Source organism: Bradyrhizobium sp. (genome assembly GCF_035652035.1).
Lineage (GTDB): Bacteria > Pseudomonadota > Alphaproteobacteria > Rhizobiales > Xanthobacteraceae > Bradyrhizobium.
The window spans coordinates 156,817-183,114 of sequence record NZ_DASREO010000075.1; the positions used below are offsets into that span (position 1 = coordinate 156,817).

Consider the following 26,298-nt stretch of genomic DNA (forward strand, 5'->3'; position numbering starts at 1 on the left):
AGTCCGAGAGAGGTGCGATCACCGCGCCATGTAGTCGAACGCCACGCTGCCAAGCCCCAAGGTCAAATCGGCCTTGAAATGCAGCGCCGAGACCACCTCGCGCACCGGCAGCCGCGCCACATCGGCGAGCGCATGCGGAAACAGGCCGAGCGCGGCGGGACCGGTCCAGGCTTCCTTCAACGTGATGTCCTCGAGATTGAAACGCACGAGTTCGCAGATGCGCGCGCTGCCATCGACATGCGGCACGATCTTCAAAATGAAGTTCGGCGTCTTCATCCCTTTCAGGACGGTGTCGAGATCCACGGGGCGATGCTTGTAGCCCATGGTCGCCGAGGCGCAGAGCACGGATCCGTAGTGTAAAGTGCCGACCAGCACGTCGCTTTCGACCTCGATCTTGGGCCGCGCCAGTTTCTTCGGAAATCCCCATAGCTCACGCCCGCCCGCGATCGGGCCCTCATCGTCGAGATACATTGCGTGCGTATAGGCGCCCTCCTCGCCCTTGAGACGCACCGGAATCACCTGACCGGTTTCGGTGTAGTCGCCGAAGCCGGTTGAATCGGGCATGCGGATGAATTCGTATTTGACGACCGGCTCGGTGACCTCGAGCGGCTCAGGCACCACGGCGGCGAGCGCTTCCGGATCGGTACGATACGTGATGACGAAATACTCGCGGTTGAAGAAGCGATAGGGCCCCGGCGGAAAGGCCGGGCTGGTCAGCGGCATGGAATAGGCGGTTCGCCGGACGTCCTCGATCTTCATGATGTTCTCCCGGAATGCGGTCAACGCTTTGCGCGGCCGAACTATGGGGGAACAAGGTGACGTAAAGGCGACCCAACCGGCCAATTCCAGCATGATCGGATCACATCCTGGCATCAGGCGATGTTGGGAAGCCGCCGATTCCCAACGGTTAGTCGATCACTTCTTCTCCATTGGAGGCGCCATCTTCTCTGGAGGCGCGGGCGGAAGCGCGGGCTTGGCGCCCTCTTTTTGCGCCTGCGTATCGGGACGAGCCGGCTCGGGCGCGGGCGTCGTCGGACGCGTGCCGCCGGGTTTTGATTCCGCAGGCTTGTCGTCGGGCTTGGTCGACGGCGTGCCCTGCAAGGGCGGCGTTGCCTGCGCAAGCTGAACGTTGGTGAGCGTGGTGGAGACGACCGAGAAGCCGGTCAGCGACAATCCCGTCACCAGCATTACTGACGCGACAAAAAACTCCGCCCGCTGCTTTCGATCATTCAACATCATCTTCCGCTCACAAATGCATCGTGAGCGTTAACAGACGCTGGAAAATGTTGTTCCGCTGAAATTCGAACCTGGAACCCGGAACTAAACGCGCTCAAGGCTCCAGAAGGCCCGCCTCGCCGTCCTCGGCCACGAATGCGAGCAGCGTACCCTTGGCGTTCCAGGCTAGTCCGGCAATGGCCGCGCCGCCATTTTTGTGCACCAGGATTTCCGCGCCGTCGCTCAAGCGCACCATCAGCACGGTACCGTCTTCGTAACCTGAAACGAGGATCGCTTGATCCGGATGGCAGGCGACCGCGGTGACGCGCGACTTCAGCGGCGCGACCATCGCCGGCTCCTTGCCCATCGGACCGTCCTTGCTCGCGAACGGCCACATGATGACCATGTCGGCGCCCGAGGTCGCGAGCGCCTTGCCGCCGGCGCTCCACGCGATCGAGCGCACGCGGGCCGGATAGCCGGTCATGCGCATATGCCTGTTGTCGGAAAGACGCCAGCCGTGCAGCGCCGGCTCATGCATCGCCGTCACCAGAAACTTGTTGTCGGGGCTGAAGGTCACCGCCAGATGCGAGCCTGCCCATGGCAAAAATTCCGGCTCGCCCGCCATATTGGGAAACCACAGCGTCACGCCGTTATAATGCGCAACCGCGAGCCGCAGTCCCTTCGGCGCGAAAGCAAGTCCGCCGACGGTCGAGGGGACGTCGAGCGATTTTTCCTGATCCGGTTTTTCCTGATTCTTGGTCCCGCGGACGAACGCTGTCTTGCCCGCCGACCAGGCAAACGCACCGTCGGGATGAACAGCCACATTATCGATCCAGCGGCGCTTGGCGTCGGTCGCGAGCACCGCAACTTCGCCCTTGGCGTCGACTGAGGCGACCTTGCCGTCATCGCCGCCGGTGAGAAGACGCTTGCCGTCGGAGGCGGCGCACAGGATGCCGCCGCCATGCACGGCGATCGGTGTCGGCTCCCCCTCGCCGGCGACAACAAAGATGTTTTCTTCCGAGCCGACGAAAGCCGCGGTCTCTTTAAGAAAATGCACGGCGCTGACCGGCGCGCCGATCGCAATCGAACGCACCTTGTCGGTGACGGATACAATGGAGGCGGATTCGCCCGGATCGAAATCGGTCATCGCGCGACGATGCAGCTCTCAAAGCCTTCGCGGATCGCTTCTTCGGGCAATTCGCGGCCGATGAAGACGAGCCGGCTCAGGCGCTCTTCGCCGTCCTTCCACGGCCGCTGGTGGTCGCCCTCCAGCATCATGTGCACGCCCTGGAACACGTAACGGTCATCATCGTCATGGAACGCAAGGATGCCCTTCGAGCGCAGGATCTTCTGCCCCTCGGTCGCGACCAGGTTCTGCAGCCACGGCATGAACCGCTGGGGATCGAGCGGCTTGTCCGAAGAGAGCGACAGCGATTGCATGTCCTCGTCGTGATAGTGCTTCAGGCCATGCCCGTGATCGTGGTCATGGTGGTGGTGATGGTCGTGATCATGGTGATGATGATCGTGGTCGTGATCATCTTCCTCCAGAAAATCCGGCTCGATCTCGAGAATGCGATCAAGGTCGAACGCGCCGCGCTCCAGCACGTCCGACAGCGCGACCTTGCAGCGCTCGGTGCGATGGAGTTTCGCATAGGGATTGATGCCCCTGATCCGCGCCTCGACCTCGGCAAGTTCGCCCCTTGAAACAAGATCGGTCTTGTTGAGCACGATCACGTCGGCAAACGCGATCTGGTTCTTGGCTTCCGGCGCATCCTTGAGGCGGTCGCTCAGCCATTTCGCGTCGGCCACCGTCACGACAGCATCGAGCCGCGCATTCTTCTGCACGTCTTCATCGACAAAGAACGTCTGCGCCACCGGCGCGGGATCGGCGAGGCCCGTGGTCTCGACAATGATGGCGTCGAATTTGCCCTTGCGCTTCATCAAGCCGTCGAGGATGCGCACGAGGTCGCCGCGCACAGTGCAGCAGACGCAGCCGTTGTTCATCTCGAAAACTTCTTCATCGGCGCCGATGATCAGGTCGTTGTCGATGCCGATCTCGCCGAATTCGTTAACGATGACAGCGTATTTCTTGCCGTGGTTTTCCGACAGGATGCGGTTCAAAAGCGTGGTCTTGCCGGCGCCGAGATAGCCCGTCAGCACGGTCACAGGAATTTTTTGGGACGTCAGTTCGGACATAGGTACTCCGCGAGAAACCGGTATTTTTGACGCTCGTCGGAGGACCATTTCGGTCCTAATCCGCAAGCGCGCTCGTCAGGGTTCTAATATTGTGCCTGACCATGTCAATGTAAGTGGGGGCATCGCCCTTTTCATCGGTCAGGCTGTCGGAATAGAGCGTCCCGCCGACCTTCGCCCCCGTCTCTTCCGATATCCGGCGGATCAGGCGGGGGTCGCCGATCCGCTCCAGAAAGACCGCCGGAATATGAGCCTTTCTCACCTGGGCGATGATCCTGGCAACGTCCCGCGCGCTTGGTTCGGCCTCGGTCGAAACCCCGATCGGTGCGATGAACTCAATGCCGTAGCGGGCGGCGAAATAACCGAAGGCACCGTGGGTCGAAATTACCTTGCGGCGGCTTTGCGGAATCCGGCCGACCGCTTGACGCACCTCCGCATCGAGCGTCTCGAGCCTCGCCAGATAATTTGACGCATTTTGTCGAAAAACATCCGCATCCGCGGGATCGGCGGCGATAAGTGCGTCGCGGATATTGGCGACGTATTTTTCCGCATCGGCGACGGACTGCCAGGCATGCGGATCGGCATCGGAGCCAGCCTTGAGCGGCGCGATGCCTTGAGTAGCCGTCACGATCGAGGCCTTGCCGCCTGCCGCCTGCAGCAACCGCGGCAACCAGCCTTCGAGACCGAAGCCGTTGACAACAAGCAGTCTGGCCGCGGCGATCGTGCGCGCATCTGCCGGCGTCGGCGTGTAGACATGCACGTCGCCATTGGCGCCGACCAGCGTCGTGACGTCGACCCGATCGCCGCCGATGTTCCTGACGAAATCGCCGAGGATCGAAAAGCTCGCCACGACATTGACACGCGTTTGCGCCTCAGCCGGCGCCGCGCCGAGCCATAGCACCAACACCAGTAAAAGAGGGAGACCACGCCAGCTTCGCATCGAGCGCCTCACGCCTCGAGATGAGGTGCCGGAAAGAGCTGCCTGACGATACCGCGAACATTGCCGAACAGGATCGAGACGACGTAGAGCAGCGCCGACACCAGGATGATCGCGGGGCCTGAGGGAATGCGGGTCTGGAACGACAGCACCAATCCGGCATATCCCGAAAAGATCGCAGCTGCGACCGCGATCGAGATCATGCCGGTCAGCTCACGCGACCAGAACCGTGCAATCCCCGCCGGCAGGATCATCAGGCCGACCGCGAGCAGCGTGCCGAGCGCCTGGAAGCCGTTGACGAGGTTGACGACGACGAGCGCCAGGAACACGAGGTGGGCAAACGCCCCTGCCCGGCTCACGGTGCGCAGGAACAAGGGATCGACGCTTTCGATGACGAGCGGCCGGTAGATCACCGCAAGCACGGTCAGGGTCAGCGTGGCGTTGAAGGCGACCACGAGCAGCGTCTGGTCGTCCATCGCGAGAATATTGCCGAACAACACGTGCAAGAGATCGATATTGGTGCCCTTGACCGAGACGATGGTAACGCCGAGCGCAAGTGATGCGAGATAGAAGGTCGCAAGCGAAGCGTCCTCCTTCAGCTCGGTCGCACGCGCCACGACGCCCGCCAGCAGCGCTACCGCAAAGCCCGCGATCAGCCCGCCTGCCGTCATCGCAAACAGGTTGAGGCCCGAGAGCAAAAAGCCGACCGCAGCTCCCGGCAGGATGGCATGCGCCATCGCATCGCCGACCAGGCTCATCCGCCGCAGCATCAGAAACACGCCGATCGGCGCTGCGCCAAGCGACAGCGCCACCACGGCCGCGAGCGCCCGGCGCATGAATTCGAATTCGGTGAATGGCGCGATCAGCGCGTCGTAGATCATGGCTCAGGCAGCCTCGGACGCGTCATCATGAACGACGCAGGTCGCCGCGCTGTCGTCGAAGGCCTCGCACATCCGCCGCGCCTCGGCGAGATTCTCGGCTGTCAGCACGTCGGCAGTTGCGCCCCAGGCAACCTCCCCGCGGGCGAGAAGCAGCGTTTCCGGGAAATGGGCGCGCACGAGATCCATGTCGTGCAGCGCCGCCAGCACCGTGCGCCCTTCGGCGTGCCATTGCCTGACCAGCGCCAGCAGGTCGGCCGAGGTTTTCGCGTCGATCGCATTGAAGGGCTCGTCGAGCACGATCAGCCGCGCATCCTGCAACAACACGCGCGCAAACAACATGCGCTGCATCTGGCCACCCGACAGCGTGCCGATGCCCCGGTTCTCGAACCCGCTGAGGCCGACGGCCCCCAGGGCTTGAGCGATCTTTTCGCGCGCCCCTTTGCCGATGCCGCCGAAAAAGCCGGTCCTGCGCCACAGCCCGGTGCCGACGAAGTCGAACACCGCAATCGGAAAGCTGCGATCGATATCGGCCGTCTGCGGCAGATAGGCGATATCCTTCGGGTTAATGCCATCGGTCAGGATGGTGCCCGACAGCGGCTTGAGGATTCCGACCAGCCCGCGAAACAGCGTCGACTTTCCAGCGCCGTTCGGTCCAATGACGGCGAGCAGCGCGCCGGAAGCAACCTCGCCGCTCAGGTGATGCACGGCCGGGTGCCGGTCATAGCCCAGCGTGACGTCGTGAAATTGCAGCTGCGGTGCCATCGTTACTTCATCGTCAGTGTGGGGGATTTGACATTCGCATCAGCATCACCGCGAGTCCTCCAGGCGAATGTCAAATCCCAAACCACACTGGAATCCTATATTTGCTAGTGTCCCCTTTGGTTCTGACATTCGTAAACGAACCCTCCGAGACACCATACGAATGTCAGAACCGGGACACTAGCCAGACGAGGGCCCAGAGCACGGCGCTGACGGCGATCGCGGCCATCAGCCGCGAAACCACCGTCATCCGCAGGATCGACCAGGCGACCGCCTGTGCCGGATGCGGCGCGGCCGGACCATGGCTGTGGGCGTGACCATGGCCGTGGTGATGGAGTTGGGCGTGATCGTGGCCGTGGGAGCTTACCATCGCTAGATGTTATAATGTAACATCCGGCAAGTCTACCGATAGGGCCCCGACGGCCTCAGGCCATCGACCGCACGATTGCGAGGCCGGCAAACAACCCGATGATCGACAGCACCACCGAGCCCAACACGTAGAGCGCCGCGAGGCCAACCTCGCCTCGCTCGTAAAGCAGCCCCGCATCCAGCGAGAATGCCGAGAAGGTGGTGTAGCCGCCCAGAATGCCGGTCATGATGAACAGCCGCCAGGACTGGACGGCGTCGCCCTTGAAGGCGAGATAGCCGGCGATCAGACCCATGATGGTCGAGCCGGTGATGTTGATGATGAAGGTGTGATACGGGAAGTGATTGCCGAGAAGACGCGGGCAGATCACGTTCACCGTATGGCGCAGGCACGAGCCGAGGCCACCGCCGATAAAAACCAGAAAATAGTTCATCCCTGAAGTCCCCAAGCTGCCGGCATCAGCTTTGCCGCAAGGGCGCTAACCCTGCAAGCTTCAGGAAACAGCAACATCAACGAAAAAAGCGGCAGCTCGCGCTGCCGCTTTTGTGAGACCGTTGATCTCGCAGGTCAGGACGCCTTGCCGAACAGCTCGTCGACATAGTCCCAGTTCACGAGGTGCTCGACGAACGCCTTCAGATAGTCCGGGCGGCGGTTGCGATAGTCGATGTAGTAGGAGTGCTCCCAGACGTCGACGCCGAGGATCGGCGTTGCGCCATGCACCAGCGGATTTTCACCGTTCGGCGTCTTGGAGACCTCGAGCTTGCCGCCCTTGACCGACAGCCAGGCCCAGCCCGAGCCGAACTGGCCGGCGCCGGCGGCGGCAAAATCGGTCTTGAATTTCTCGAACCCGCCGAGGTCCTCGTTGATCTTCTTTTCGAGCCGGCCCGGCAATTTGCTGCCGCCGCCATTGGGCTTCATCCACTTCCAGAAATGGATGTGGTTGTAGTGCTGGCCCGCATTGTTGAAGAGCGCGGCGTTCTTGCCGAACGAGCCCTTGACGATCTCCTCCAGGGACTTGCCCTCGAATTCGGTCCCCTTCAGCAGGTTGTTGCCGTTGGTCACATAGGCCTGGTGATGCTTGTCGTGGTGAAATTCCAGCGTTTCCTTCGACATATGCGGCGCGAGGGCGTCGTAGGCATAGGGAAGGTCGGGGAGCGTGAAGGTCATTGGGGTCATGTCCGAAAAGAGTGGGATACGATGGCTAACGGGAACCTTTATAGAAGGTTCCTTGGCCGCAAAAAACTGAATTCGACCGGCCCCGCCGGGGCACAGCGCGTTGCAATTGCCAACCGGTGCGCGATCGCATTAAATCGAATTTCTCATGGGGATGAGGCATTTATGGGGGCTGAAATGGTGAAGACCAGATTCGTTTACGCCGTTGCGCTGCTTGCCGTCTCGATTGTGATGTCACCTGTTTCGGGCAGGGCTGCCGGAGACGTCATCCGCGGCAAGTTCAGCGTCGACGGGATCGCCAATTGCGAAAATCCGCCGATACAAGGCTTTCCGGTTCATGCCGAGGGCACGGCCTCGCTGGCCACCGATCGCAGTGCCACCGTCGATATGTCATCCAACGTTGAAGGCATGGTCGAATATAACGGCAAGTTGGGAGGAAAGATCGAATTGCCCAACGGTTCGGCTTCGTTGCACGTCGCCGGAAGACACACGCTTCGGGCGATCCGCGAATATCCGAACAACAGCCTGATCGTGGATCTCACCATCATAGGCAACTCGTGCTCGCTCAAGGTCGAGAACCGGCTGAAGCGCGGCAAATCGCAATACACGTTCCATACCGCAATCGGACTTGCCTATTGTTCGAAGCCGCAGGTCGTCAAGGCCGAGTGCACCGTCATCCATTGAAGCAAGGCCGCCACGCCAAGTCAGTCCGTAACAAGCGTGGTCATTTCGCGTAAGATAAGCTGTGCAACACGCGAGGTGACGCCGTGAGTATCGAAATCGAAATTTTGAATGGCGATCATTCCTGGCAGCGGGCCGAAGAATTGCTGGATGCGGTATGGCCGCCAGCCGAGATGGGGAAGCTTTTCTGGGGGCACGTCAAATGGGCGCATGCGGATTTGCGCGTGCTGATCGAGACCGAGGACGGCGAACTCGCCTGCCATGCCGGCATTCATTTCAGGACCGTGACCTGGAACGGCCAGAAGGTGCATATCGGCGGCATTGGCGGCGTCGCGACCCATCCCGCCTACCGTCGCCGCGGCTTCTGCGAGCCGCACAATTTCGAATTCTACCAGTCCCGCGGCTGGCAGCCTTTTGCCGGAGCGATCTATGCCGAGCAACCGGAGGGCCGCATCCGCTTTGAAGCGATGACACCGTTCGTGTTCGATCTGAAACGGCGCGCGCCCACGCTCGGCACGATCGACATGTGCGGCATGCCGTGGTGAAGGATTTGCGCCAATGCCATTTCTTGCTATGCAGGCGCGATTCTTCCCGGAGAGATGAATGACCCGCAGATTTCGAATCGTCGCCGCGGCCCTCGCGGCACTGACGACGGCCCCGCTTGCAATGGCGCAAAGCGCGGGAAGCCCAGAGGGTATCTGGCTCACCCAGGCAGGCGACGCGAAGGTGCGCGTCGGCCGATGCGGCGCGGGAATCTGCGGCGTTGTGGTCTGGCTCAAGGAGCCGATCGATCCTCAGACCGGGAAACCCCAGGTCGACGACAAGAACCCCAATCCGGCGCTGGCGAGGCGTCCTATCATCGGGCTGTCGCTGTTCTCGGGGATGCGGCCGTCCGGGCCGAACCGATGGTCGGGCCAGATTTACAATGCCGACGACGGCAAAACCTATGCGAGCAATATCTCCGTCAGCGGACCGGGCACGCTGAAAGTCGAAGGCTGTGTCGGATCGCTGTGCGGCGGCGAAGAGTGGAGCCGAAGCTCGCGCTGAAATTCACCGGTCTGCCAGCATCGCCTTGAGGGCGGTGGCGGCCGAAGCGTAGCCACCGCGCGCGCCATCGATGAAATGGACATGGTCGCTCCGCGAGGCTGCCGGAGTGAAGCAGGTTATCATCGCAGCGTCCTGCTGGTGCAGGCCGTAGCGCGCGACGCCTGCGGACGATGCGCGCGCCAGACGCTCGCCCAGATTCCGCGCCAGATCCGGGGTGCAATCGAGCACCATCCGCAAACCGTCGTCGTATTTCCGGAAGTCGGAGTTCTCCACGACCTGCTGGATGTAGATCTTCGGCGCAAAGCCGCCGATGTTGATGCCAAAGCGCATGATGCAATAGGCAAAGAACGTATAGGCGAGCACGCCAAGGCGCCGTGCGAACAAGGGGCCGCCGCGCTGGGCCCGCGCCTCGAACTCAACGCCCTGCGGCGGCCAGCGCAGCGGCGGACCACCTGGCGGCACCGGGCGCCCCTTATCGGGGCTGCGTTCGACCAGTGCGACGATGTCCTCGATCAACCGGCGGTAGGCGGCCGGATCGGCGCCCTGCACCGGCATCACCAGCACGGCGAGGATGAGACCGCGGATCGCCGGCATCTCCTCGAACCGGCAGGAAAGTCCGGAGAGGTCGGGTTGCGTTCCCGGCGGCGCCGCCGCGACGGCAAACTCACCGCGCTTCATGGCGGCTTCCGCCCAGCCAAGTCCGCCACCGGAAAACATCGCATAGGAAAGATTGGGCGACGGCCCATAGCGGGCGACGCGAACGTCTAACCCCTGCGCGCGGATCGCCGCGACCGGCACCAGCGCCACGCGCATCGCAAGATCGAGGTCTTCCTTGACCCAGCTCGCGGTTGCAGCGAGCGCCTCCCGCGCGCGGTCGAGATCGGATGGCGCAACCGCGAAGCTCGCGCCATCGCCGCCAAACACAAACGGGAATTCGCGGCCGTCGAGCGCGTTGGTCACCGCCGCAATGACGGAGGCGCCGGCCATGTTGACCGCCTTGTAGCGCGCCTGCGCAATCGCCTTAGTGGACTCGACGATGTCGGCGACGCCGATGCTCCAGTCGGACGGCAACGGCGAATAGAGCGCCGGATCCATCAAGCGCTCGAAGCTCCGGAACACCGGAATGGTGGCGTAGAACTCGTCGCTGCCGTCGGGTGCGGTCATGGCGCGCAATCGCGAATGGATACGGTGAAGATACGGCGCAGCCGGAAAATAGGTTCAGCCTGTTGACGGACAAGATAACCACAAGCGAAACACCGAAGCTACCGGCGGCGCAGCCGCGAGCCGAATCTCAGGCGGTATTTCCGGCGTCTACCGTCAGGACGGAACCCGTGATGTTGCGGCCGCCCTCGCCGAGGAGAAATTCCACCATGCTCGCCACATCGCCCGTTTCAGGCAGGCGGCGCAGCGCGCTGCGTCCAGCGATGCGCTGGCGTTGCTCCGCGCCCAGGCTGTGCGTCAGTTCGGTGTCGATGAAGCCAGGCGCAATCGCATTCACCGTGATGCCGAGCTTGCCGACCTCGCGCGCCAGCGAGCGCGTGAAGCCGGTCGCCGCAGCTTTCGTGGCGCCATAGACCGACAGGCCGTTATAGCCGGTGGAGGCGATGATCGAGGACATGTTGATGACGCGGCCACCGGCACCGTCCGCCATCATGTGCCGCACGACATATTTGGTGAGGATGATCGGCGAGAGCACGTTGAGGCGCATCAACGCCTCGATCTCGCTGTTGTGCATAGTTGCGAGCAGACCCTCGGTGCCGATGCCGGCATTGTTGACGAGGCCATAGATAGCGCCGAATTCGTCGCGCACGCCTTTCACGAAGGCCGGGATGGCGTCGACCTCGCTGAGGTCGAAGCTACGGAAATGAATCCGGCCGCTGCCCTTTGTGGCCGCCTCGATGCCAGCGCGCAGTTCATCGCTTTCGCGGCGCGCGACCGCAATCACGTTATAGCCGTGCCCCGCGAGCCTTTGCGCGATTGCCAGCCCAATGCCGCGGCTGCCGCCTGTGACCAGAACATTATGCATCTGATCGCGCGAGCTTTCCGGCCGCCGTGATGTCGAGTCTGTCGACGAACTTGATCATGGCAGGCACTTTGTGGGGCGCCAGGCTCGCCTTGCAATCGGCGACGATGCGGCTCTTGATCTCGTCGCTCCGGCGAGCGTCAAAACCTTCGGCCAGAACGACGTCGGCAACCACGATGGCGCCGGTGATCGGGCTCTTGCGCGCCTTGACGCGCGACATGCGCACCTCGTCACGCCGGTTGATCACGGCTTCAATTTCTTCGGGATGAACCTTCAAGCCGCCGATATTGATGATACCGCCACGCCGGCCGACAAAGTGATAACGATCGCCGCGCAGCTCGACCATGTCGCCGGTGTCGACGAATCCCTCATCATCGGTCAGCGCGCTTGCGCGACGGCCGACATAGGCGTGCGCCGCGCGTTTTGAGCGAATACGAAGGCAGCCGTCGACGACCTTCATCTCGACGCCATCGCGATTGGCCCCGATCATCGCAGCCGGAAAACCCTCAAGCCCGTCATTGACGGCAAAGCCGACGCCCGCTTCGGTCGAGGCATAGGCGTGACCGACCGAGGCCGCCGGAAAGGCCTGTTGCAGACCATCGAGCACCGCCTGGTCGGCGATTTCGCCGGAGAGACGAACATATTTCGGCGCAAAGGCCGACGCCGCGCCGCTCATCAACAGCTTGCGCCAATGCGAGGGCGTTCCCGAGATATGCGTAACGCTCTTTTCGTTGAGGCGCGCGACGTGATCAGCCAGTGCCTCGCCCGGCTCGGACAGGACCAGCGAGCCGCCGCCGATGACCGCGCGCAGAAATATCTGCAAACCGCCGTAGCGGCGAATGTCGTAGAACGTCGCCCAGATTGGCCTGTTGCCGCGCGCCGGCGCGTCGGCCGATATTGCGCCGGTCAGGCCTTCGAGCGTATGGCCGACGATTTTCGGCAGACCGAGCGTGCCTGAAGTGAGCATCAACCATTCGGTCGCGCGTTCGGTCTGCGCGCGGATCGCCGGCTGCAGTTTCGTGCTGGCGATGACCGTCAATACAATTCCCGGCGCCACAAAGCGGTCCGGCTGGTCGGTGACAATGGCGTCGATCTCCGCGTCTTCGATCAGCGCCTGAAGATGATCGCTGTTGAGATCCGGCGGGCACAGCAGCATGCGCCGCGCGATGCCGTCGATCTCGAGCATGACGAGGCCGGCGAGGAACTGGCTCGATGTGGCCAGCAACACCGAGCGGCCGGAGAGTTCGGCGAGCCGGCCCTTGAGGCAGGTCTGATCGGCAATATCCGTCAGCGACGCTTCGTGTCGCGCGTCCGACAGCGTGCGACCGGTCAAGCCCGGATCGAGATAGTCACGCAGCGCGAAAATTTCACGCGGGGACATTTTCATAGGCCCTGATGAAATCGCCTATCGTGAGAGGGAAGCTTGCGTCCGCCGATATGGTAAACGGATCGATGCCAAGGTCGTCCTCGAGGCGCGCGACCAGGATCGCAAATGCCAGCGAGTCGAAGCCGGTCTCGTGCAGCGAGAGGTTATCTTCCAGCGGCGGAAGGGCGACCTTCTGCTCGGCCGCGATCTGCTCGATCGCCGAGATAATCTTTAACCTTACCGACATGGACTGCTCCGCATTCTCATAAAATTTTGAAAGTCCATGATAGAGCGAAAACGTGAACTTAAACCGTCGTCGGGCGATCTTTCGCCTCCATTGGTAAACATCATGTCTGCCGCCAAGCCGCGGTTCCGCGAGATAGAGGAAAGCGACGTCGATGCGATCGCCGAACTCCTCACCAGGGGTTTCGTGCATCGCAGCCGCGAGTACTGGATGCGCGGCCTGACGCGGCAAGGCACGCGATCGCTGCCCGAAGGCGCGCCGCGCTACGGCTATCTGATGGAAAGCGACGGCAAACCGGTCGGCTGCCTGCTGCTGATCTACTCGACCAAGATGATCGACGGCGAGGCCGTCGTGTGTTGCAACAACTCGAGCTGGTATGTCGACCCGGAGTTCCGCAACTACGCGGCACTGTTTTCGTCGATGACGCAGAAGCGCAAGGACGTGACCTACTTCAACGTCACGCCAGCCGAGCCGACATGGCCGATCCTCGAGGCGCAAGGGTTCAAGGTATACTGCCGCGGCCTGCATTTCTCGCTTCCCGCATTGTCGCTCGGCGGAAGCGGCATGCACGTCGAGGCCGTGACATCAGACACGGTTTCCATCGCCGGCCTGTCCGACGATGAACTGGCGATGCTCAAGCGCCATGCCGCTTACGGCTGCCTCAGCCTCGTCTGCCGCACGGCGCAGGAAGCCGTCCCCTTCATTTTCTTTCGCTTGCGCAAGCGCCGCGGGGTCATCCCCCTGCCCATCCTCCAACTCGGATACTGCCGCGAGATTGCCGATTTTGTCCGATGCGCGGGCACGATCGGACGGTATCTGACGTGGCGCGGCAAACCAGTCGTCATCCTCGACGCCAATGGTCCGATCACAGGGCTTGCCGGCATGTACAGCGAGACGCGGGGCCGCAAATATTTCAAAGGCCCGCGCCAGCCGAGACTGGGCGACCTCGCCGACACCGAGCTTGCCATTTTCGGCATGTGAGACGAGGCCCGCGCCGCGCGAACGTACAGCCTGATGCCGCCTTTACAGCCTGACGACGCCCTGCACGAGCGCCGCATGTTGATCGGCGTCGAGCCGCAGGAAGCTTCCTGATTTCGGATCGCGGAAGAACAGTGGATCGACGATCTTCAACGGATCGAAGCCGTCGCGGATCAGATCCTGTTTCTTCTGCTTGAAGGTTTCGGTCGCATCGAGCGACGTGCTTAGCCGCACGAAGACCGGGCTCGCGTAAGCCGGCAGCCGCCGCGAAAGATGATCGCTGAATTCGGCGAAGTCGAAGCTGCTATCGGTGACGATCGCGGTCATTCCGGCGCGACCATCGGCGCCCGGTACCAGAACGCCATAGGTCGTGGCGTCGACGACACCAGGGCATTCGAGAATGGCTTCGTTCACCTCGGATGTTGCGACATTCTCGCCCTTCCAGCGGAAAGTGTCGCCGAGACGATCGACGAAGTGGAAGAAGCCGCCGTCGTCGATCTTCATCAGGTCGCCGGTGCGAAACCAGGCGTCACCCTTGGCAAAGACGTCGCGCAGGACCTTCTTTTCGGTCTCGGCGGCATTGGTATAGCCCTCGAAGCGGCCGCCGGCTTCGTCCGCCGTACCAATCCGCCCGATGGCCTCGCCCACCTCGCCTGTCGTGCACGCCACGCAGAGCCCGTCGGCGCCGCGGATCGGTGTTGACGTTTCCGCATCGATGCGAACGATGGCAGCCGGAAAGCGATGCGCCAGCAGCGGCGGAATGCGGCCAATTGCGCCAGGCTTTCCCTCGACGTTATAGAGCGAGAAATTGCCCTCGGTTGCCGCGTAAAACTCCAGGATTTGCGGAATCGAAAACCGCGCTTGAAAGGCTTCCCAGATGTCGCCGCGCAGACCGTTGCCACAGGCGAGCCGCAGGCGATGCCGATTTTCGAATTCGGATGCGCCCGCCTTCAGAAGATAGCGGCAGAGTTCGCCAATATACTGGAACAGCGTGCAATCCCAGCGCACGACATCGTGCCAGAACGAACTGCCTGAGAATTTTTCGGACAGGACGACCGAGCCGCCCGCGGCCAGCATGCTGCACGGCGCGACCACACCTCCGACGCTGTGAAACAGCGGCAGGCAGTCGAACATGCGGTCCTCGGGCGAGGCATCGGTGAGCCCGGCAAACCAGCCGCCCCAGTTCAAAATGCGGCGATGACTGACGCTGGCGGCTTTCGGCAGACCGGTGGTGCCTGAAGTGTAGATCAACAGCGCGCGGTCGTTGATGGTCACATCACGGCGTTCGCTTGATGCCAGCGCAGAAGCGTTGAGGCCATCCAAAGCTGCGTTGACGCCGGCTTCACCGGCACCGCCGCCATGCCGCCAGACCTTTGGCACGCGCTTCAGGCGAGGACGAACCGCCTCGAACGCGGCAGACAAATCATGACCCACGATGACATGGCTCGCATCCGCGACGTCGACGCAATGAGCGAGCGACGAGCCCACGAGCCTGGTGTTGACGAGCGCGGCCACAACGCCGACCTTGGCGAGGCCGAGCCACGCAGCGAGGTAGTCCGGCTGTCCCGGCAGGAAGAGACAGACTGTCTCGCCTTTGCCGATGCGCTCCGACAATGCCCAGCGAGCGTAGCGATTGATTCGCTCGTTCAAGGCCCGATAACCAAGGGTCTCACGATCCGACATCAACGCCGGGCTCTCCGGCTGACGCGCGGCCCATTCTTCGACGATATCGGCGAACAGCGCTTTCGGATTGGCCTCGATACGAGACGTGCGCTCGATCGCCTTCAACCAGCTCTTGGCCGTCGACGGCTTGCCGCGCGGCCGCGTCACGCCAACGGGCGTCTCAACGGTTGCGTGTTCAACGACGCCTGTGCTCATGGGCGGACACTTCTTTCGCGTGATCGGGCAGCTCGCGAAACTGAACGGAACGTCAGATTAGCTTCACTAGCTATAGCCGCCTCCGCCTGACCAGGTGTTAACCGTCAGGGTTAAGCCACGCACGCTGATGATCGCGAAGAAAAACCCGCCCGCGAGATTCGCGGACGGGTTTACCGAATTTCCGCTGAGAACGGAGGGATACGATCGCCAGGTGCCCCGGATGCCTCGGAGTAGTGCCAAACAAAAAGCAATGCTCACGTCAGCGACGTATGATGCCTCGGGTTACAGGCGGCACTGTGGGCGGCGACCCATTAAAATTGAACGAATTGGCGTCATGAAGGATTCATTAAGACGGGGCGCAGCGTCTCCGCCTCGTGCCAAGCGGCTTCATCCTGGCGCACGCGCCATCAACGCGTCGTGCCGGAAGCAGGTCGCAAAACCTAACCGGCGCAGACGACCAGTTTTTCCTCCGCGAAGAACTGGAGCGCGCCGTAGCCCTCCATGTCCACCGCGTAACGGAAGTTACCGTCCGTCGTGGGGAAGATTGCAATGACGACACCGTCCTTGTGGTCGTCGGTCGCCTTCTCAACCCGTTCGCCAATCGCAAATTTGGCCATCGCTTGTTCCTTTTCGGGAATCTTGTAAGCGATTCTCGCGCAAACCGGTTAACGGTTCTTAAGCAAAGGCCTGATCAAACGAGCGGCGACGATTGATGAAAATTGCAGCGGCCATGCGATAAGCCGCTATGGACGCGTAGAAATTTTCTCACGATGATCTCGGTTCCCGTATGATCACCCCCGCTTTCTTACGGATACCGATTTCATGTTTTTTTGAGGGGCTGCGTTGATTGACAGACGGCAATTGCTTCATTCGGCTGCGACGTGCATCGCCTGGCTCGGCACCGGCCCGGTAGCATCGGCAAAGGACGCAGCCTACCCGTCGCGTCCCGTGCGCTGGATCGTTCCCTATACCGCGGGCGGCGCCACCGACGCGTTCTCGCGCGTGATCTGCCAGCACCTGTCGGAGCGGCTCGGCCAAACCTTCATCGTCGAGAACAAACCCGGCGCCGGCAGCAATATCGGAACGCTGACGGTGATCAATTCACAGCCGGACGGATACACGCTGCTCCTGACCAGCACCGCGAACGCCATCAACGCATCGTTCGACCCGACGCTGCCTTACGATTTCGCCAAAGGCATCGCCCCGATCGCGGGGCTCGCGCGCAATCCGCTGGTGCTTGTCGTCAACAACGAGCTACCGGTCAAAAGTGTCGCGGATTTCATCGCCTACGCCAAGGCCAATCCCGGCAAGCTCAGCATCGCCTCGTCGGGGGTCGGCACGTCGCTGCATCTGTCCGGCGAACTGTTCAAGGCGATGGCGCAAGTTCAATTCGTTCACGTGCCCTATCGCGGCTCGGCGCCGGGACTGACCGACGTGATGGCCGGTCAGGTCCAGGGCATGTTCGACAACGTGCCGTCTTCGTTCGAGCTGATACGGACAGGGAAGCTGCGCGCGCTCGGCGTCACGACGTCGGAGCGATCGGAAGCGCTGCCGGACGTGCCGCCGATTTCGGATACGCTGGCCGGATTTGAAACCAGCTCGTTCTACGGCGTCGGCGCTCCGCGCGGCACGCCGCAAGCCGTCGTCGATCTCCTGAACAAGGAGATCAACGCCGCGTTCGACGAGCCGCCGATCAAGCAGCGCTTTGCCGAACTAGGCGCGGTTCCGATCACCGGCAGCGCCGGCCGGTTCGGCGAGATGATCGCTGCCGAGACCGCGCGCTGGCGCAAGGTCGTGGAACTTTCCGGACAGCGCAAAGAGTGACGTCAGCCTCGCGCATTCGGGGTGGCTGGCGCCGCCAAGCCGCATTATCCTGATCGACGAGCCTGGCCTGGTATCGGGATCACATGATCAGACACAGAGCCCCGTGGGACACCCGTTCAACGATCTCGCGGTCGGCACATGTGCTTGAGCGGATCGGGCTTGCGCTGACAGGCGGATCTTGCGGCTTGTTTGTTGCCGCACATGTGGGGCGCGCCGACATCGAGCTGATCGGCTCGGCGGCCTCCGTCTTCGCGATCATGATTTACGGCGCGGCCGGCTTCTATCTCGGCATCGATTTGCCACATCCGCCGGCCGACGATCAGACCTTGCGCGGCAAAGCCGACGCCGTCGAGCTGTTGAGTGCGGCCGGCACGTTCCTCGCCGCGGTGACAGCCGTCATCTCCGTCTCCAGCATCGTGCTGGATGAAGCCACGCATCCTGCCTCTGCGCTTCTGATTTGCCTCGCCTGGGCGGTCGGCGCGACCCTGCAGATCGCAGCCGGCATCATCGCGCGGAGACGAGCGGGGAGTGAATCGTAAGCCCGCGCGGCGGCCCGGGACGAGCCGGGCCACCGACGCGCCGCCCCATCATTTCATTATGTCATGGAGCGGACGGACGATCCGAAGATCAGTTTGCGGCGGGGTTGAAATCCGGATCGCGGTCGCCGATCCGCGAACGGTCCAACCCATAGGCGTGGGTGAACCAGTCGTCGCCCGCGCGCGCGCCGGCATAGAAGCCGGGCGCCTGGTTATAGGCGGCGCGGAAGTGCCGCGTCGCGTAGGACGACTTGTGGTGGGTCATGCCGTCACCCGTCATATCCTGGGCGAGGACCGGGCTGCCGAGCGCAGCGGTGAGAATTGCGATAGCGCTGAGTGTTCTGAAGGTCATAGGGTTCTTCCATTCTTATGTGGTTAACCCCTCTCCCGGATGTCGCCATCCTGCACAACCTGAAAACCCCGACACACGTAGCAGTGTTCCGGAGCACAGGTTCAAACGCGTGTGACATGCAATCGCGAGTTGCGCCGCTTTCCGTGATCGGCTCGTTGATCGAAGACCCAATCGAATCTTGCAAAGCAGCCCGGCGCAAACCGGGCTGCTGCTGTTCGATGCTTTCGGAGAAAGACGCCGATCCCTGAAAGATCAGCTCCCGGCGGGGTTGAAATCCGGATCGTGGTCGCCAATGCGCGAACGGTCGAAGCCACGCTCGAAGCTCTGTTCGCCATAGGCGCCTGCGCGCGGCGCGACGAAGTCCGGTCCCCGCACCTCGTTGTAGGTGCCGCGATAGTGCCGAAGAGCATGCACGGGCTTCTGTGCAGAGCCGCCGTCATAGTCCTGGGCGACGACCGGACTCGCAATGGCCGCGGTCACGAGTGCGATGGCGCTGAGTGTTCTAATATTCATCCTGGTTTTCCATTTTGTCGTGAAGTCCTCCTCGAGTCGTTTTCTACACGCACAGTCCGCAACTGGCGAAACACATCGGGAAACAACGATTCAAACGGGCGTGTCTCACTGTCACGGACCGCGCCGTCTTTCGTGACCAGTGCTGCGACGGCGCCATAGCAGGCCTTCCGGTCACGCATCCTTAAGGGTTGAAGAGTTATTAAGAGGCAGCAAGGCTCCTTCGACCTCTCGCTCCATGGAGCCAACTCTCCTGACCCTACGGCCGGCGGAAGGATGACGAGTACGAGCGCCGACACCTCGCCCGAAGCGGTCGACATCAGAACATCCGCCGGATGGTTTCATCCGCTGGCCGCCCTGTTGTTGCTGGCGCTCGCTGTCCGCCTGCCCCTCGCCTTCTGGCCGAACGTCAATCATCCCGACGAAATCTTTCAGTATCTGGAGCCGGCCTGGCGCATGCTCGGCCATGACGGGATCGTCACCTGGGAATGGCGCGACGGCATTCGCAACTGGTTCTTGCCGACGCTGCTGGAAGGGCCGGTCAAGCTCGGAGACTGGCTCGCGCCGGGCGGTGCAGGCGCCTTCATTGTCGCGCGTCTGGCGGTTGCGCTCGCCTCGCTGTCGATCGTCGTCAGCGCCTGGTTTTTCGGCGCACGGATCTCGCGCACGCATGCGATCGTAGCAAGCTTCGTTGCCGCGATCTGGTTTGAGCTCGTCTACTTCGCGCCACACACATTGAGCGAACCTCTGGCGACCGCACTCATCCTGCCGGCAGCCTTGCTGTTGACAGGCCGCCTGACGCGAAACCGTCTTGTCATCGGCGGCGCGCTGCTCGCTCTCGCGCTCGTCTGGCGCTTTCAGTATGGCCCGGCGATCGCCGTCATTGCGCTCGGGCCGTGCTGGAAGCAGTGGCGAAACGTCATTCCGATGGTCGCCGGAGGCCTCGTCGCACTGTCGCTCTCCGCCATGGTGGATGCCGCCCACGGCGTCGTGCCCTTTGAATGGCTAATCCTGAATATCAAACAGAACCTGCTGCAAGACCGTGCATCGGAATTCGGGGTATCGTCGACAATCGTCTATCTCGGCTACGAGTCGGTGATCTGGTCGGGAGCGACGCTGCTGCTGCTATGCGCACTGTGGCGCGGCTCGCGGCATGTCCCGCTGCTGGTCGTTGCGGCGATCGTGAACATCGCCTTCCACAGCGCCATCGCCCACAAGGAATACCGCTTCATCTTCCTGTCGGTCGTCCTGCTCATCATCGCAGCCGCGCTTGGCTCGGCCGATTGGGTTCAGGCGATGCGGACAAAGCCGGCATGGCGTCGCTGGGCGCTGCCGCTGGTCGCCGGCGGCTGGGCGTTGATCTCACTGACGCTCGCCGACGCGTCGGGGCCAATGCGCGACAACTGGATGCGCGGCACGGGCATGGCCCAATTGGCAGCACAATTACGCGACGACGGCGAACTGTGCGGCGCGGCAATCTACGTCACGTCGTACCACTTGCTGCCCGGGCGCGAGCGACTGGTCGGCGGCGCGCCTCTATACGCGTTCCAGCTGAAAGATCCCCTCGCCAGCGGGCGCCTTCCGGATTTGGCGAGGGAGCACGAAGCTGCGTTCAACCGCATCCTCGCGCCACCGGAGACGGCGAGCGAGCTGCCTTCCGGTTTCTCGCGCCGCGCTTGCGCCGAGATGGGCAGGGACGGCGCGGCCTGCATCTTTGCGCGAAAAGGCAGCTGCGATGCGGCAGCCGGGGGAAGCTTCGCGATCAATGACGTGCTGGTGCGGATGAACTACTGAGGCGCAAGGCGTCTTACAGCCCACGAAAAAGCCCGCCGAAGCGGGCGGGCCTTTCCTAGATCATGATCCGAAGTTGGTTGCGGGGATGCGCAACAAGCACACCCTGCGACTGCCTGCCCTGCGCTTTGTTGCATAGAGTTACCAAGTTGGAATTTGCGGCGCTTGTTGGAGTGAGATTCGAGGGAGTGTTTTCTCGTACTCGTGCAAATAATGCTCCAAGGGCTTTGCCGTCCCCAGTACGCGGTCGCTCGCAAAGTTTGTGAAGTCGGTCGGGGCCGTATGCCACTTCAAGTTATCCAAATGAGGTTCTGGGTCACCCAGTTCCGTCGCCACGCGCATCCCGTTTCGCGATCCACAGATCGAAGGCCGTGTCTGCGCCTCCAACTTCGAGGACGCGCGTTCCGTGCGTGAATACGCCAAGACCGTGCTCGTCATCCCATGTGCAGCCGAATTCATAGCCGACGTAGGGAAGGCCTTCCTTCATCAGCGAATGAACATGGACGTTGTGAAGGCCGATCAATCGGCGAAACTCTTCCGTGGACGATACATCGGGCATGAGGGCTTCGCGTTCCTCGTCCTCATGGGCATTATAGATTTGTTGAAGCCTCGGATACTCGGTCAGTAGACCTTCAAGAACCGCTGATGCCACCTCGGCTTCGTGAACGAGCACCCATTGCACGTTGGCATGCTGCTGCTCTGTCAGCGGAGCTCCCTTGTCGTCTTCCGAATCAACAACAAAGGTAACGACGCCATCGGACGATTCATCCGAGCTGATCGAGCCGTAGGGACCATTGCGGGTTTGATAGCCCGCCCAACTGGGCAGCTGCGCTCGTGCTTCCCAGTAAAATTTGTCCCATTTGAAATCGAGCATATCGTCCCGTCAACCCAACCGCACTTGCCACGATTCTAGATCATTTGGCGGACTACTGTACCCGGCGCTCTAGACAAGCAAAAGGCCCCCCAAGGGGACGGCCTTTGATGTCGTACTGCACCGGCAGCATCAAACTTGGTTGCGGGCATGCGTAACATCCACCCCCTGCGACTGCCAGCTTTGCGATTTGTCGCCTAAGCCGCGCTCACTGGCCAGTGAAGATTATCGGTCCGAGCGCGGCGTAGACGCACGGGCTCGGCTTTCACTTGTGCGAGCGCCCCTGGGGCGAATGGCGGGTTAGCCGGGTGCGCGCGGTTAGCAGTTCAGATGAATCGAAAGCGAAGGCGTCCAGGAGGCGACTGGGATTGACTGCCCGCTTGGGATTGATTGACCACCCGAGCAGACCTCCCCTACGAGAAGGAGCGTCGCCGGTTCGCCGGAGCCGCTGGGCGCAGTTGCCCTGCGTCAGTCCACTTTATCGGTGTTGACCAACCTCTTCTCAAAACAAACGGCTTTCGAGTTGCCAGCATACTTTCCGAAGTTCGGGATGCGCTGGTAGCCCTTACGTTCGTAAAATTGAACGGCTCGCTCATTCATAAGACGGGTCTCAAGCCACAGGGCTCGATAGCCGAGCGTGCGTGCTTCACCTTCCAGAAATTTCAAAATAGCCGACCCCACCCCTTTGGTTCCGGGGCGGGAAAACATCCTTTTCACCTCGGCGACGCCTTCTTTTAAGGGCCGGAACGCCCCGCAGCCCAAAGCTTCGCCCCGCCCTCAGAGTTTCGGGCGATGACAAAGCGCCCTTTGGCCGCACGAACATCGCTCGGATCAAATGATGACTTTCCGTTGTCGCCGGTGATCTGAGCCAATGTTTCCGAGAGTTCTTCCATAAGCGCAAACGAGTCAGAGGAAGCGGGATCTTCAACGACAATCCGAATTAGCATTACCTTGTCCCAGCACCGAAACGTTCTGTCCCGAAAATGCTTCGACGCCAACTAGAGCCGCCGATTGGCTGTTGTACTTCCGAGGTGCTGAGAAGGAAAGTCAGGACGCATCGCCTCCGTTACTACGTCTCGCTCAGCGGGATAACACCCGTGCATTTTGTTCCTGACCGAGATATCATTGACGCCAAGGAGCGGCTTGTCCCATAGGCGCATTGGCTTGTTTCCCCTGATCTCTTGAGTTCATGGAGGCCAAGTTGAGCAGTCTGGTCTTACTCGACTTGCTCGGAGGAGTGGCGCTTCTCCTGTGGGGCCTCCACATGGTTCACAGCGGTATCGTTCGAGCGTTTGGGACCGACTTGCGGCGCTTTCTCGGAACGGCACTGCGCAACCGCTTCTTGGCATTCTTCGCTGGCCTCGTCGTAACGGCCCTTCTGCAAAGCAGCACTGCGACAGGACTGATGACGGCATCATTCGTTACCGGAGGGACCGTCGATCTTGTCCCGGCACTCGCGATTATGCTGGGAGCAAATGTCGGCACGACGCTCATCGTCCAAGCTCTGTCGTTCAATGTCACGGCGATAGCACCGCTTCTGTTTTTAATCGGCGTGATTGCATTCAAGCGAGGTGGCCAAACTCGTACCCGCGACCTTGGCCGCGTTGCAATCGGCATCGGACTGATGTTGCTATCACTTCACATCCTACTCGACACGTTGGCACCCGCGGAAGAGGCTCCGGCGATTCGCTCGCTTCTCGCCGCGATCACGGGCGATACCTTCCTTTGCGTTCTGATGGCCGCCGTGCTGACTTGGATCGCGCATTCAAGCGTTACGGTCGTTTTGTTGATCATGTCGCTCGCTTATTCGAATTTCATTACGCCGGTCGCAGCAATTGCTCTGACACTTGGTGCCAACCTTGGAAGCGCCATCAACCCAGTTGTCGAAGGGGCCAGCAGCAGCAACCCGGCCAGTTACCGCTTGCCTCTAGGAAACCTCCTCAATCGCCTTGTTGGTTGTGCGCTCGTGCTTCCGTTCCTGCATCCGATTGCCGATGCCCTCAGCCGATTCGAGCCGAATGCATCTCGTATGACTGCCGATTTCCACACCGCGTTCAATTTGGCATTGGCGGCGGCCTTCATATTTCCGCTGGGCTGGCTGGCCTCGATGCTCGCACGATTTCTGCCCGAACGCGCGAAATCGAACAGCCCGGCGGCTCCGCTGTATCTCGATGAAACCGCCCTCGGGACGCCTTCGGTTGCACTCGCCTGCGCTGAGCGCGAGGTTCTTCATCTAGGCGACATCGTCGAGACCATGCTGCGTCAGGCAATGACGGCGCTCATGACCGATGATCGCCGTCTCGTTGCTGAGATCAGCCGAATGGACGACACAGTTGACAAGCTGGACGAGGCGGTAAAGCTCTACGTAACCCGTCTGACACGAGAAAGCCTGGATGAGCGCGACGGTCATCGGGCCATGGAGATCATCGCATTTTCGATCAATTTGGAGCACATCGGCGATATCATCGACAAGAATTTGATGGAGCTTGCTCAAAAGAAGATCAAACGAAAGCTCGCATTCTCGAAGCAGGGTAGCGCGGAGCTGGAGGCGTTTCACCAAGAGGTCGTCGGGAATCTCAATCTAGCGTTTAGCGTTTTCATGTCTGGCGATGTGAGGATCGCGAGGCAGCTAATTGCGGAAAAGGCGTCTCTGCGCACGGCTGAGCTGGCCGCAGCCGAAAGTCACTTGGCGCGGTTGCGTGAGCGTCGTCCCGAGAGCATCGAATCGAGTTCGTTACATCTGGACGTGCTCCGCGATCTTAAGCGAATTCACTCGCATATATGCTCGGTCGCGTACCCCGTGTTGGAACGGGCGGGAGCCCTCCAGCCAAGTCGTCTCCGTGTGGTCGAACCTGGGGAAAGTCCATCCGACGATAGCGACGCAGCATCGGCCCGCTAATTAGGCCCAGCTACTTCCGATGACTGGCTGATCAGGGGGAAATTGCGCGATGAAAATAGCGAAGCAGATTCGTTGGCAGGCTATGGTTTCGGAGCGGGTGACGGCTTTCGCATCTCTAGTGACGGTTGCCTGATTAGTGGTGGCGGTGGCGACACGGTGGCGACACGGCACAAAAACAAGAAAGCCGCCCTCGGGGCGGCTTTCTGAATATCTCACAAAATCAGTGAGTTATTTGGTTGCGGGGATAGGATTTGAACCTATGACCTTCAGGTTATGAGCCTGACGAGCTACCGGGCTGCTCCACCCCGCGATAAGCTTTTGCTTTGCCTTTCGAAAAGCCGAAACGGCTGGATCAACGCCCAAGGGCGCCGCTTCCGTCCAGAGGCTTCCTGAGAAGGCAACCCTTGGCCGTTGGAGGCCTTGAGGTCGCGGGCGGTATGTACCAATGCCGGTGCGCTTTGGAAAGGGCTGCCGCGCTACTTTTTATTGATTTTGTGACAGGCAAAATCAGCCAAATCTTAGCTTTTGGCGGCCAAAAGAGGCCAAGGAACCGGCCCTCGCCGGACGTTCAATTAAAGCCACCTTGCCATTTTGCCCTGGCAGCGAACCATTCCGGGATTCGCTGCCCCCCGCCCAATGCGCCATCAGCCTGGGCTGCTTGAATCCTTCGGCCGCTCGCGCCAGTTGCGTTCGCCGCAGTCGCACTCGAACATCTCAATGATCTGGCCGGTGCGGGTATCCAGAATCGTTCGCACCATGACCGGCTGCTGCCGACAACGATTACAGGTGAAGGGATCGGCGGTTGGCTGCGGCGACAAGCGCTCGTCCGTGCTCATCGATCATTCTTAGCCGAGAACACGATCGCTCTCTATTCCGGTCGACTACGGCGAACAGCAACGCTGTGCATCGCACACAGTGCGGCTTCAATGTCCAATTTCGTACATTGGCTCAATCGACCCAAATTGAGTGACGACCATCATTTCCAAAAAGTTTCTGCATGAAAGCGAATTAGATCGATGGCCCGCGCTTGAAAAAAGGTTCAGCATGCAGGCCATCACCGCACCATCCCTGGCAACCATCGGTGATGAGAACGCGCTTGGTGAAGCGACTCTGACGTTCCTTTCAGTTTCGCTGCGATCGTTTCAAAGGAACGTCAGAGTCAAGGCTTCACTAGAACCGTATATTTGCTGGTGTCCCTTTGGTTCTGACATTCGTAAACGAACCCGCAGCGACAAGATACGAATGTCAGAACCGGGACACCAGTGTTCCCGCCCCAACGAGAATGAGGGACACGCCGTGCTCAGGCGACATCTTCGACAGATAGACTCCTTGAAAGATCGGCTCGCGTCGTTCGCAAAGGACGCGCGGAAAAAAGCCTCGCTGCTCCCGCCCGGACCTGAGAAAGAGCAGATGCTCAGAAAGGCGCGCCAGGCTGACACCGCCGCGCATCTGGACGACTGGGTGAATTCATCGGGCTTGCAGCCGCCCAAGTAGGTCGCAACTTGCTTTGCCTGACGTGAGACGACGCACCTGCGAAAATCCGCCCTCAGCTGGAAACGAACCCTTGCCAGAATTTCCATAAAGGCCCAGCCTCCCCGGCAAAACCACGTGAAGAGCGGGAGGGGGACGGGACATGGACAATTTCGATTTTGTCGTGGTGGGCGGCGGCTCGGGTGGCTGCGCGGTCGCAAGCCGGCTGTCGGAAGATCCCTCGACATCGGTTGCGTTGCTCGAGGCCGGCGGCACCGACGACAACTGGGTGGTCATGACACC

Annotated in this window: 30 protein-coding genes and 1 tRNA gene; 9 read left to right on the plus strand and 22 right to left on the minus strand. The window is 61.3% G+C overall.

Features of this window, described 5'->3' with window-relative positions:
• Nucleotides 1-18 precede the first annotated feature (18 nt).
• The 10 genes from VFB05_RS20640 to VFB05_RS20685 form a co-directional block, all read right to left on the minus strand.
• Nucleotides 19-759 carry an acetoacetate decarboxylase gene (locus tag VFB05_RS20640; protein WP_325015568.1) on the minus strand — a complete coding sequence of 247 codons (741 nt, stop codon included), beginning with the start codon at nt 757-759 and terminating at the stop codon, nt 19-21.
• Between the two features lie 156 nt (nt 760-915).
• Nucleotides 916-1,188 carry a hypothetical protein gene (locus VFB05_RS20645; RefSeq protein WP_325015638.1) on the minus strand — a complete coding sequence of 91 codons (273 nt, stop codon included), beginning with the start codon at nt 1,186-1,188 and terminating at the stop codon, nt 916-918.
• A gap of 142 nt (nt 1,189-1,330) precedes the next feature.
• Nucleotides 1,331-2,362: a WD40 repeat domain-containing protein gene (locus VFB05_RS20650; protein WP_325015569.1), complete on the minus strand. Its 1,032-nt coding sequence runs from the start codon at nt 2,360-2,362 to the stop codon at nt 1,331-1,333.
• Nucleotides 2,359-3,411 carry a GTP-binding protein gene (locus VFB05_RS20655; RefSeq protein ID WP_325015571.1) on the minus strand — a complete coding sequence of 351 codons (1,053 nt, stop codon included), beginning with the start codon at nt 3,409-3,411 and terminating at the stop codon, nt 2,359-2,361. The genes VFB05_RS20650 and VFB05_RS20655 overlap by 4 nt, the downstream gene beginning before the upstream one ends.
• A 55-nt stretch (nt 3,412-3,466) precedes the next feature.
• On the minus strand, nt 3,467-4,348 hold the full coding sequence (locus VFB05_RS20660; protein WP_325015573.1) for a metal ABC transporter substrate-binding protein: 882 nt from the start codon (nt 4,346-4,348) through the stop codon (nt 3,467-3,469).
• An 8-nt stretch (nt 4,349-4,356) separates the two neighbouring features.
• A complete protein-coding gene (locus VFB05_RS20665) occupies nt 4,357-5,226 on the minus strand; it encodes a metal ABC transporter permease (protein WP_325015575.1) in 870 nt (289 codons plus the stop codon).
• A 3-nt stretch (nt 5,227-5,229) separates the two neighbouring features.
• Entirely contained in the window at nt 5,230-5,988 is a 759-nt protein-coding gene (locus tag VFB05_RS20670) for an ABC transporter ATP-binding protein (RefSeq protein WP_325015577.1), read from the minus strand.
• A gap of 163 nt (nt 5,989-6,151) precedes the next feature.
• The gene (locus VFB05_RS20675) at nt 6,152-6,355 is read right to left on the minus strand and encodes a hypothetical protein (RefSeq protein ID WP_325015579.1); all 204 of its coding nucleotides are present in this window, start codon (nt 6,353-6,355) and stop codon (nt 6,152-6,154) included.
• 55 nt (nt 6,356-6,410) lie between these two features.
• Entirely contained in the window at nt 6,411-6,785 is a 375-nt protein-coding gene (gene crcB / locus VFB05_RS20680; RefSeq protein WP_325015582.1) for a fluoride efflux transporter CrcB, read from the minus strand.
• A gap of 134 nt (nt 6,786-6,919) precedes the next feature.
• Nucleotides 6,920-7,519 (minus strand): superoxide dismutase, encoded by a 600-nt coding sequence (locus tag VFB05_RS20685; protein ID WP_325015585.1) that lies wholly within the window; start codon nt 7,517-7,519, stop codon nt 6,920-6,922.
• 183 nt (nt 7,520-7,702) lie between these two features.
• Here VFB05_RS20685 and VFB05_RS20690 point away from each other — a divergent pair, with 183 nt between their 5' ends.
• From VFB05_RS20690 to VFB05_RS20700, 3 genes are all read left to right on the plus strand, one after another.
• Nucleotides 7,703-8,209, plus strand: coding sequence for a hypothetical protein (locus tag VFB05_RS20690; RefSeq protein ID WP_325015587.1), 507 nt, complete (start codon nt 7,703-7,705; stop codon nt 8,207-8,209).
• An 83-nt stretch (nt 8,210-8,292) separates the two neighbouring features.
• Entirely contained in the window at nt 8,293-8,751 is a 459-nt protein-coding gene (locus VFB05_RS20695; RefSeq protein ID WP_325015590.1) for a GNAT family N-acetyltransferase, read from the plus strand.
• Nucleotides 8,752-8,809: 58 nt separating this feature from the next.
• The gene (locus tag VFB05_RS20700; protein ID WP_325015592.1) at nt 8,810-9,253 is read left to right on the plus strand and encodes a DUF2147 domain-containing protein; all 444 of its coding nucleotides are present in this window, start codon (nt 8,810-8,812) and stop codon (nt 9,251-9,253) included.
• A 3-nt stretch (nt 9,254-9,256) separates the two neighbouring features.
• On the opposite strand, the gene VFB05_RS20705 is transcribed toward VFB05_RS20700, so the two are convergent.
• The 4 genes from VFB05_RS20705 to VFB05_RS20720 all read right to left on the minus strand — a co-directional run bounded on the left by VFB05_RS20705 (nt 9,257) and on the right by VFB05_RS20720 (nt 12,889).
• Nucleotides 9,257-10,417, minus strand: coding sequence for a DUF3095 domain-containing protein (locus VFB05_RS20705; protein ID WP_325015595.1), 1,161 nt, complete (start codon nt 10,415-10,417; stop codon nt 9,257-9,259).
• 127 nt (nt 10,418-10,544) lie between these two features.
• Entirely contained in the window at nt 10,545-11,279 is a 735-nt protein-coding gene (locus VFB05_RS20710; RefSeq protein ID WP_325015597.1) for an SDR family NAD(P)-dependent oxidoreductase, read from the minus strand.
• Nucleotides 11,272-12,657, minus strand: coding sequence for a class I adenylate-forming enzyme family protein (locus tag VFB05_RS20715; RefSeq protein WP_325015599.1), 1,386 nt, complete (start codon nt 12,655-12,657; stop codon nt 11,272-11,274). Before VFB05_RS20715 ends, VFB05_RS20710 begins: the two co-directional genes overlap by 8 nt.
• Entirely contained in the window at nt 12,644-12,889 is a 246-nt protein-coding gene (locus tag VFB05_RS20720; protein WP_325015601.1) for an acyl carrier protein, read from the minus strand. Before VFB05_RS20720 ends, VFB05_RS20715 begins: the two co-directional genes overlap by 14 nt.
• Nucleotides 12,890-12,991: 102 nt before the next feature.
• Here VFB05_RS20720 and VFB05_RS20725 point away from each other — a divergent pair, with 102 nt between their 5' ends.
• Complete coding sequence (locus VFB05_RS20725) at nt 12,992-13,867, plus strand: acyl-CoA acyltransferase (protein ID WP_325015602.1); 876 nt, start codon at nt 12,992-12,994, stop codon at nt 13,865-13,867.
• A 42-nt stretch (nt 13,868-13,909) separates the two neighbouring features.
• Here the strand turns inward: VFB05_RS20725 and VFB05_RS20730 are convergent, their stop codons facing one another.
• Together VFB05_RS20730 and VFB05_RS20735 are read right to left on the minus strand one after the other, a co-directional pair.
• Complete coding sequence (locus tag VFB05_RS20730; RefSeq protein WP_325015604.1) at nt 13,910-15,742, minus strand: long-chain-acyl-CoA synthetase; 1,833 nt, start codon at nt 15,740-15,742, stop codon at nt 13,910-13,912.
• A gap of 440 nt (nt 15,743-16,182) precedes the next feature.
• Entirely contained in the window at nt 16,183-16,359 is a 177-nt protein-coding gene (locus VFB05_RS20735; protein ID WP_325015606.1) for a hypothetical protein, read from the minus strand.
• A 226-nt stretch (nt 16,360-16,585) separates the two neighbouring features.
• Between VFB05_RS20735 and VFB05_RS20740 the strand changes: the two genes are divergently transcribed.
• Complete coding sequence (locus tag VFB05_RS20740) at nt 16,586-17,566, plus strand: tripartite tricarboxylate transporter substrate binding protein (protein ID WP_325015608.1); 981 nt, start codon at nt 16,586-16,588, stop codon at nt 17,564-17,566.
• Nucleotides 17,567-17,751: 185 nt separating this feature from the next.
• Nucleotides 17,752-18,105 carry a hypothetical protein gene (locus tag VFB05_RS20745; RefSeq protein ID WP_325015610.1) on the plus strand — a complete coding sequence of 118 codons (354 nt, stop codon included), beginning with the start codon at nt 17,752-17,754 and terminating at the stop codon, nt 18,103-18,105.
• Between the two features lie 88 nt (nt 18,106-18,193).
• Here the strand turns inward: VFB05_RS20745 and VFB05_RS20750 are convergent, their stop codons facing one another.
• Entirely contained in the window at nt 18,194-18,454 is a 261-nt protein-coding gene (locus VFB05_RS20750; protein ID WP_325015612.1) for a hypothetical protein, read from the minus strand.
• A 252-nt stretch (nt 18,455-18,706) separates the two neighbouring features.
• Nucleotides 18,707-18,967, minus strand: a complete 261-nt coding sequence (locus tag VFB05_RS20755) for a hypothetical protein (protein ID WP_325015614.1) — start codon at nt 18,965-18,967, stop codon at nt 18,707-18,709.
• Between the two features lie 273 nt (nt 18,968-19,240).
• On the opposite strand from VFB05_RS20755, the gene VFB05_RS20760 reads away from it, so the two are divergent.
• Nucleotides 19,241-20,758 carry a 4-amino-4-deoxy-L-arabinose transferase gene (locus VFB05_RS20760; RefSeq protein ID WP_325015616.1) on the plus strand — a complete coding sequence of 506 codons (1,518 nt, stop codon included), beginning with the start codon at nt 19,241-19,243 and terminating at the stop codon, nt 20,756-20,758.
• A 313-nt stretch (nt 20,759-21,071) separates the two neighbouring features.
• Here VFB05_RS20760 and VFB05_RS20765 read toward each other — a convergent pair whose 3' ends face one another.
• Together VFB05_RS20765 and VFB05_RS20770 are read right to left on the minus strand one after the other, a co-directional pair.
• Nucleotides 21,072-21,629 carry a DUF6985 domain-containing protein gene (locus VFB05_RS20765; protein WP_325015618.1) on the minus strand — a complete coding sequence of 186 codons (558 nt, stop codon included), beginning with the start codon at nt 21,627-21,629 and terminating at the stop codon, nt 21,072-21,074.
• Between the two features lie 465 nt (nt 21,630-22,094).
• The gene (locus tag VFB05_RS20770) at nt 22,095-22,343 is read right to left on the minus strand and encodes a GNAT family N-acetyltransferase (protein WP_325015620.1); all 249 of its coding nucleotides are present in this window, start codon (nt 22,341-22,343) and stop codon (nt 22,095-22,097) included.
• A 484-nt stretch (nt 22,344-22,827) separates the two neighbouring features.
• Here VFB05_RS20770 and VFB05_RS20775 point away from each other — a divergent pair, with 484 nt between their 5' ends.
• On the plus strand, nt 22,828-24,525 hold the full coding sequence (locus VFB05_RS20775) for a Na/Pi cotransporter family protein (RefSeq protein ID WP_325015622.1): 1,698 nt from the start codon (nt 22,828-22,830) through the stop codon (nt 24,523-24,525).
• 233 nt (nt 24,526-24,758) lie between these two features.
• Here VFB05_RS20775 and VFB05_RS20780 read toward each other — a convergent pair.
• A tRNA-Met gene (locus VFB05_RS20780) sits at nt 24,759-24,835 on the minus strand.
• Between the two features lie 334 nt (nt 24,836-25,169).
• Nucleotides 25,170-25,361: a hypothetical protein gene (locus VFB05_RS20785; RefSeq protein ID WP_325015624.1), complete on the minus strand. Its 192-nt coding sequence runs from the start codon at nt 25,359-25,361 to the stop codon at nt 25,170-25,172.
• A gap of 130 nt (nt 25,362-25,491) precedes the next feature.
• Here VFB05_RS20785 and VFB05_RS20790 point away from each other — a divergent pair, with 130 nt between their 5' ends.
• Entirely contained in the window at nt 25,492-26,019 is a 528-nt protein-coding gene (locus tag VFB05_RS20790; RefSeq protein WP_325015625.1) for a hypothetical protein, read from the plus strand.
• The last annotated feature ends 279 nt before the right edge of the window (nt 26,020-26,298 follow it).

Excerpts from the sequence above, each read along its gene's own strand:
- VFB05_RS20640 (WP_325015568.1), bottom strand. The coding sequence starts at position 759 with ATGAAGATCGAGGACGTCCGGCGAACCGCCTATTCCATGCCGCTGACC.
- VFB05_RS20645 (WP_325015638.1), bottom strand. The coding sequence starts at position 1,188 with ATGCTGGTGACGGGATTGTCGCTGACCGGCTTCTCGGTCGTCTCCACC.
- VFB05_RS20650 (WP_325015569.1), bottom strand. The coding sequence starts at position 2,362 with ATGACCGATTTCGATCCGGGCGAATCCGCCTCCATTGTATCCGTCACC.
- VFB05_RS20655 (WP_325015571.1), bottom strand. The coding sequence starts at position 3,411 with ATGTCCGAACTGACGTCCCAAAAAATTCCTGTGACCGTGCTGACGGGC.
- VFB05_RS20660 (WP_325015573.1), bottom strand. The coding sequence starts at position 4,348 with ATGCGAAGCTGGCGTGGTCTCCCTCTTTTACTGGTGTTGGTGCTATGG.
- VFB05_RS20665 (WP_325015575.1), bottom strand. The coding sequence starts at position 5,226 with ATGATCTACGACGCGCTGATCGCGCCATTCACCGAATTCGAATTCATG.
- VFB05_RS20670 (WP_325015577.1), bottom strand. The coding sequence starts at position 5,988 with ATGGCACCGCAGCTGCAATTTCACGACGTCACGCTGGGCTATGACCGG.
- VFB05_RS20675 (WP_325015579.1), bottom strand. The coding sequence starts at position 6,355 with ATGGTAAGCTCCCACGGCCACGATCACGCCCAACTCCATCACCACGGC.
- crcB (WP_325015582.1), bottom strand. The coding sequence starts at position 6,785 with ATGAACTATTTTCTGGTTTTTATCGGCGGTGGCCTCGGCTCGTGCCTG.
- VFB05_RS20685 (WP_325015585.1), bottom strand. The coding sequence starts at position 7,519 with ATGACCTTCACGCTCCCCGACCTTCCCTATGCCTACGACGCCCTCGCG.
- VFB05_RS20690 (WP_325015587.1), top strand. The coding sequence starts at position 7,703 with ATGGTGAAGACCAGATTCGTTTACGCCGTTGCGCTGCTTGCCGTCTCG.
- VFB05_RS20700 (WP_325015592.1), top strand. The coding sequence starts at position 8,810 with ATGACCCGCAGATTTCGAATCGTCGCCGCGGCCCTCGCGGCACTGACG.
- VFB05_RS20705 (WP_325015595.1), bottom strand. The coding sequence starts at position 10,417 with ATGACCGCACCCGACGGCAGCGACGAGTTCTACGCCACCATTCCGGTG.
- VFB05_RS20710 (WP_325015597.1), bottom strand. The coding sequence starts at position 11,279 with ATGCATAATGTTCTGGTCACAGGCGGCAGCCGCGGCATTGGGCTGGCA.
- VFB05_RS20715 (WP_325015599.1), bottom strand. The coding sequence starts at position 12,657 with ATGTCCCCGCGTGAAATTTTCGCGCTGCGTGACTATCTCGATCCGGGC.
- VFB05_RS20720 (WP_325015601.1), bottom strand. The coding sequence starts at position 12,889 with ATGTCGGTAAGGTTAAAGATTATCTCGGCGATCGAGCAGATCGCGGCC.
- VFB05_RS20725 (WP_325015602.1), top strand. The coding sequence starts at position 12,992 with ATGTCTGCCGCCAAGCCGCGGTTCCGCGAGATAGAGGAAAGCGACGTC.
- VFB05_RS20730 (WP_325015604.1), bottom strand. The coding sequence starts at position 15,742 with ATGAGCACAGGCGTCGTTGAACACGCAACCGTTGAGACGCCCGTTGGC.
- VFB05_RS20735 (WP_325015606.1), bottom strand. The coding sequence starts at position 16,359 with ATGGCCAAATTTGCGATTGGCGAACGGGTTGAGAAGGCGACCGACGAC.
- VFB05_RS20750 (WP_325015612.1), bottom strand. The coding sequence starts at position 18,454 with ATGACCTTCAGAACACTCAGCGCTATCGCAATTCTCACCGCTGCGCTC.
- VFB05_RS20755 (WP_325015614.1), bottom strand. The coding sequence starts at position 18,967 with ATGAATATTAGAACACTCAGCGCCATCGCACTCGTGACCGCGGCCATT.
- VFB05_RS20760 (WP_325015616.1), top strand. The coding sequence starts at position 19,241 with ATGACGAGTACGAGCGCCGACACCTCGCCCGAAGCGGTCGACATCAGA.
- VFB05_RS20765 (WP_325015618.1), bottom strand. The coding sequence starts at position 21,629 with ATGCTCGATTTCAAATGGGACAAATTTTACTGGGAAGCACGAGCGCAG.
- VFB05_RS20785 (WP_325015624.1), bottom strand. The coding sequence starts at position 25,361 with ATGAGCACGGACGAGCGCTTGTCGCCGCAGCCAACCGCCGATCCCTTC.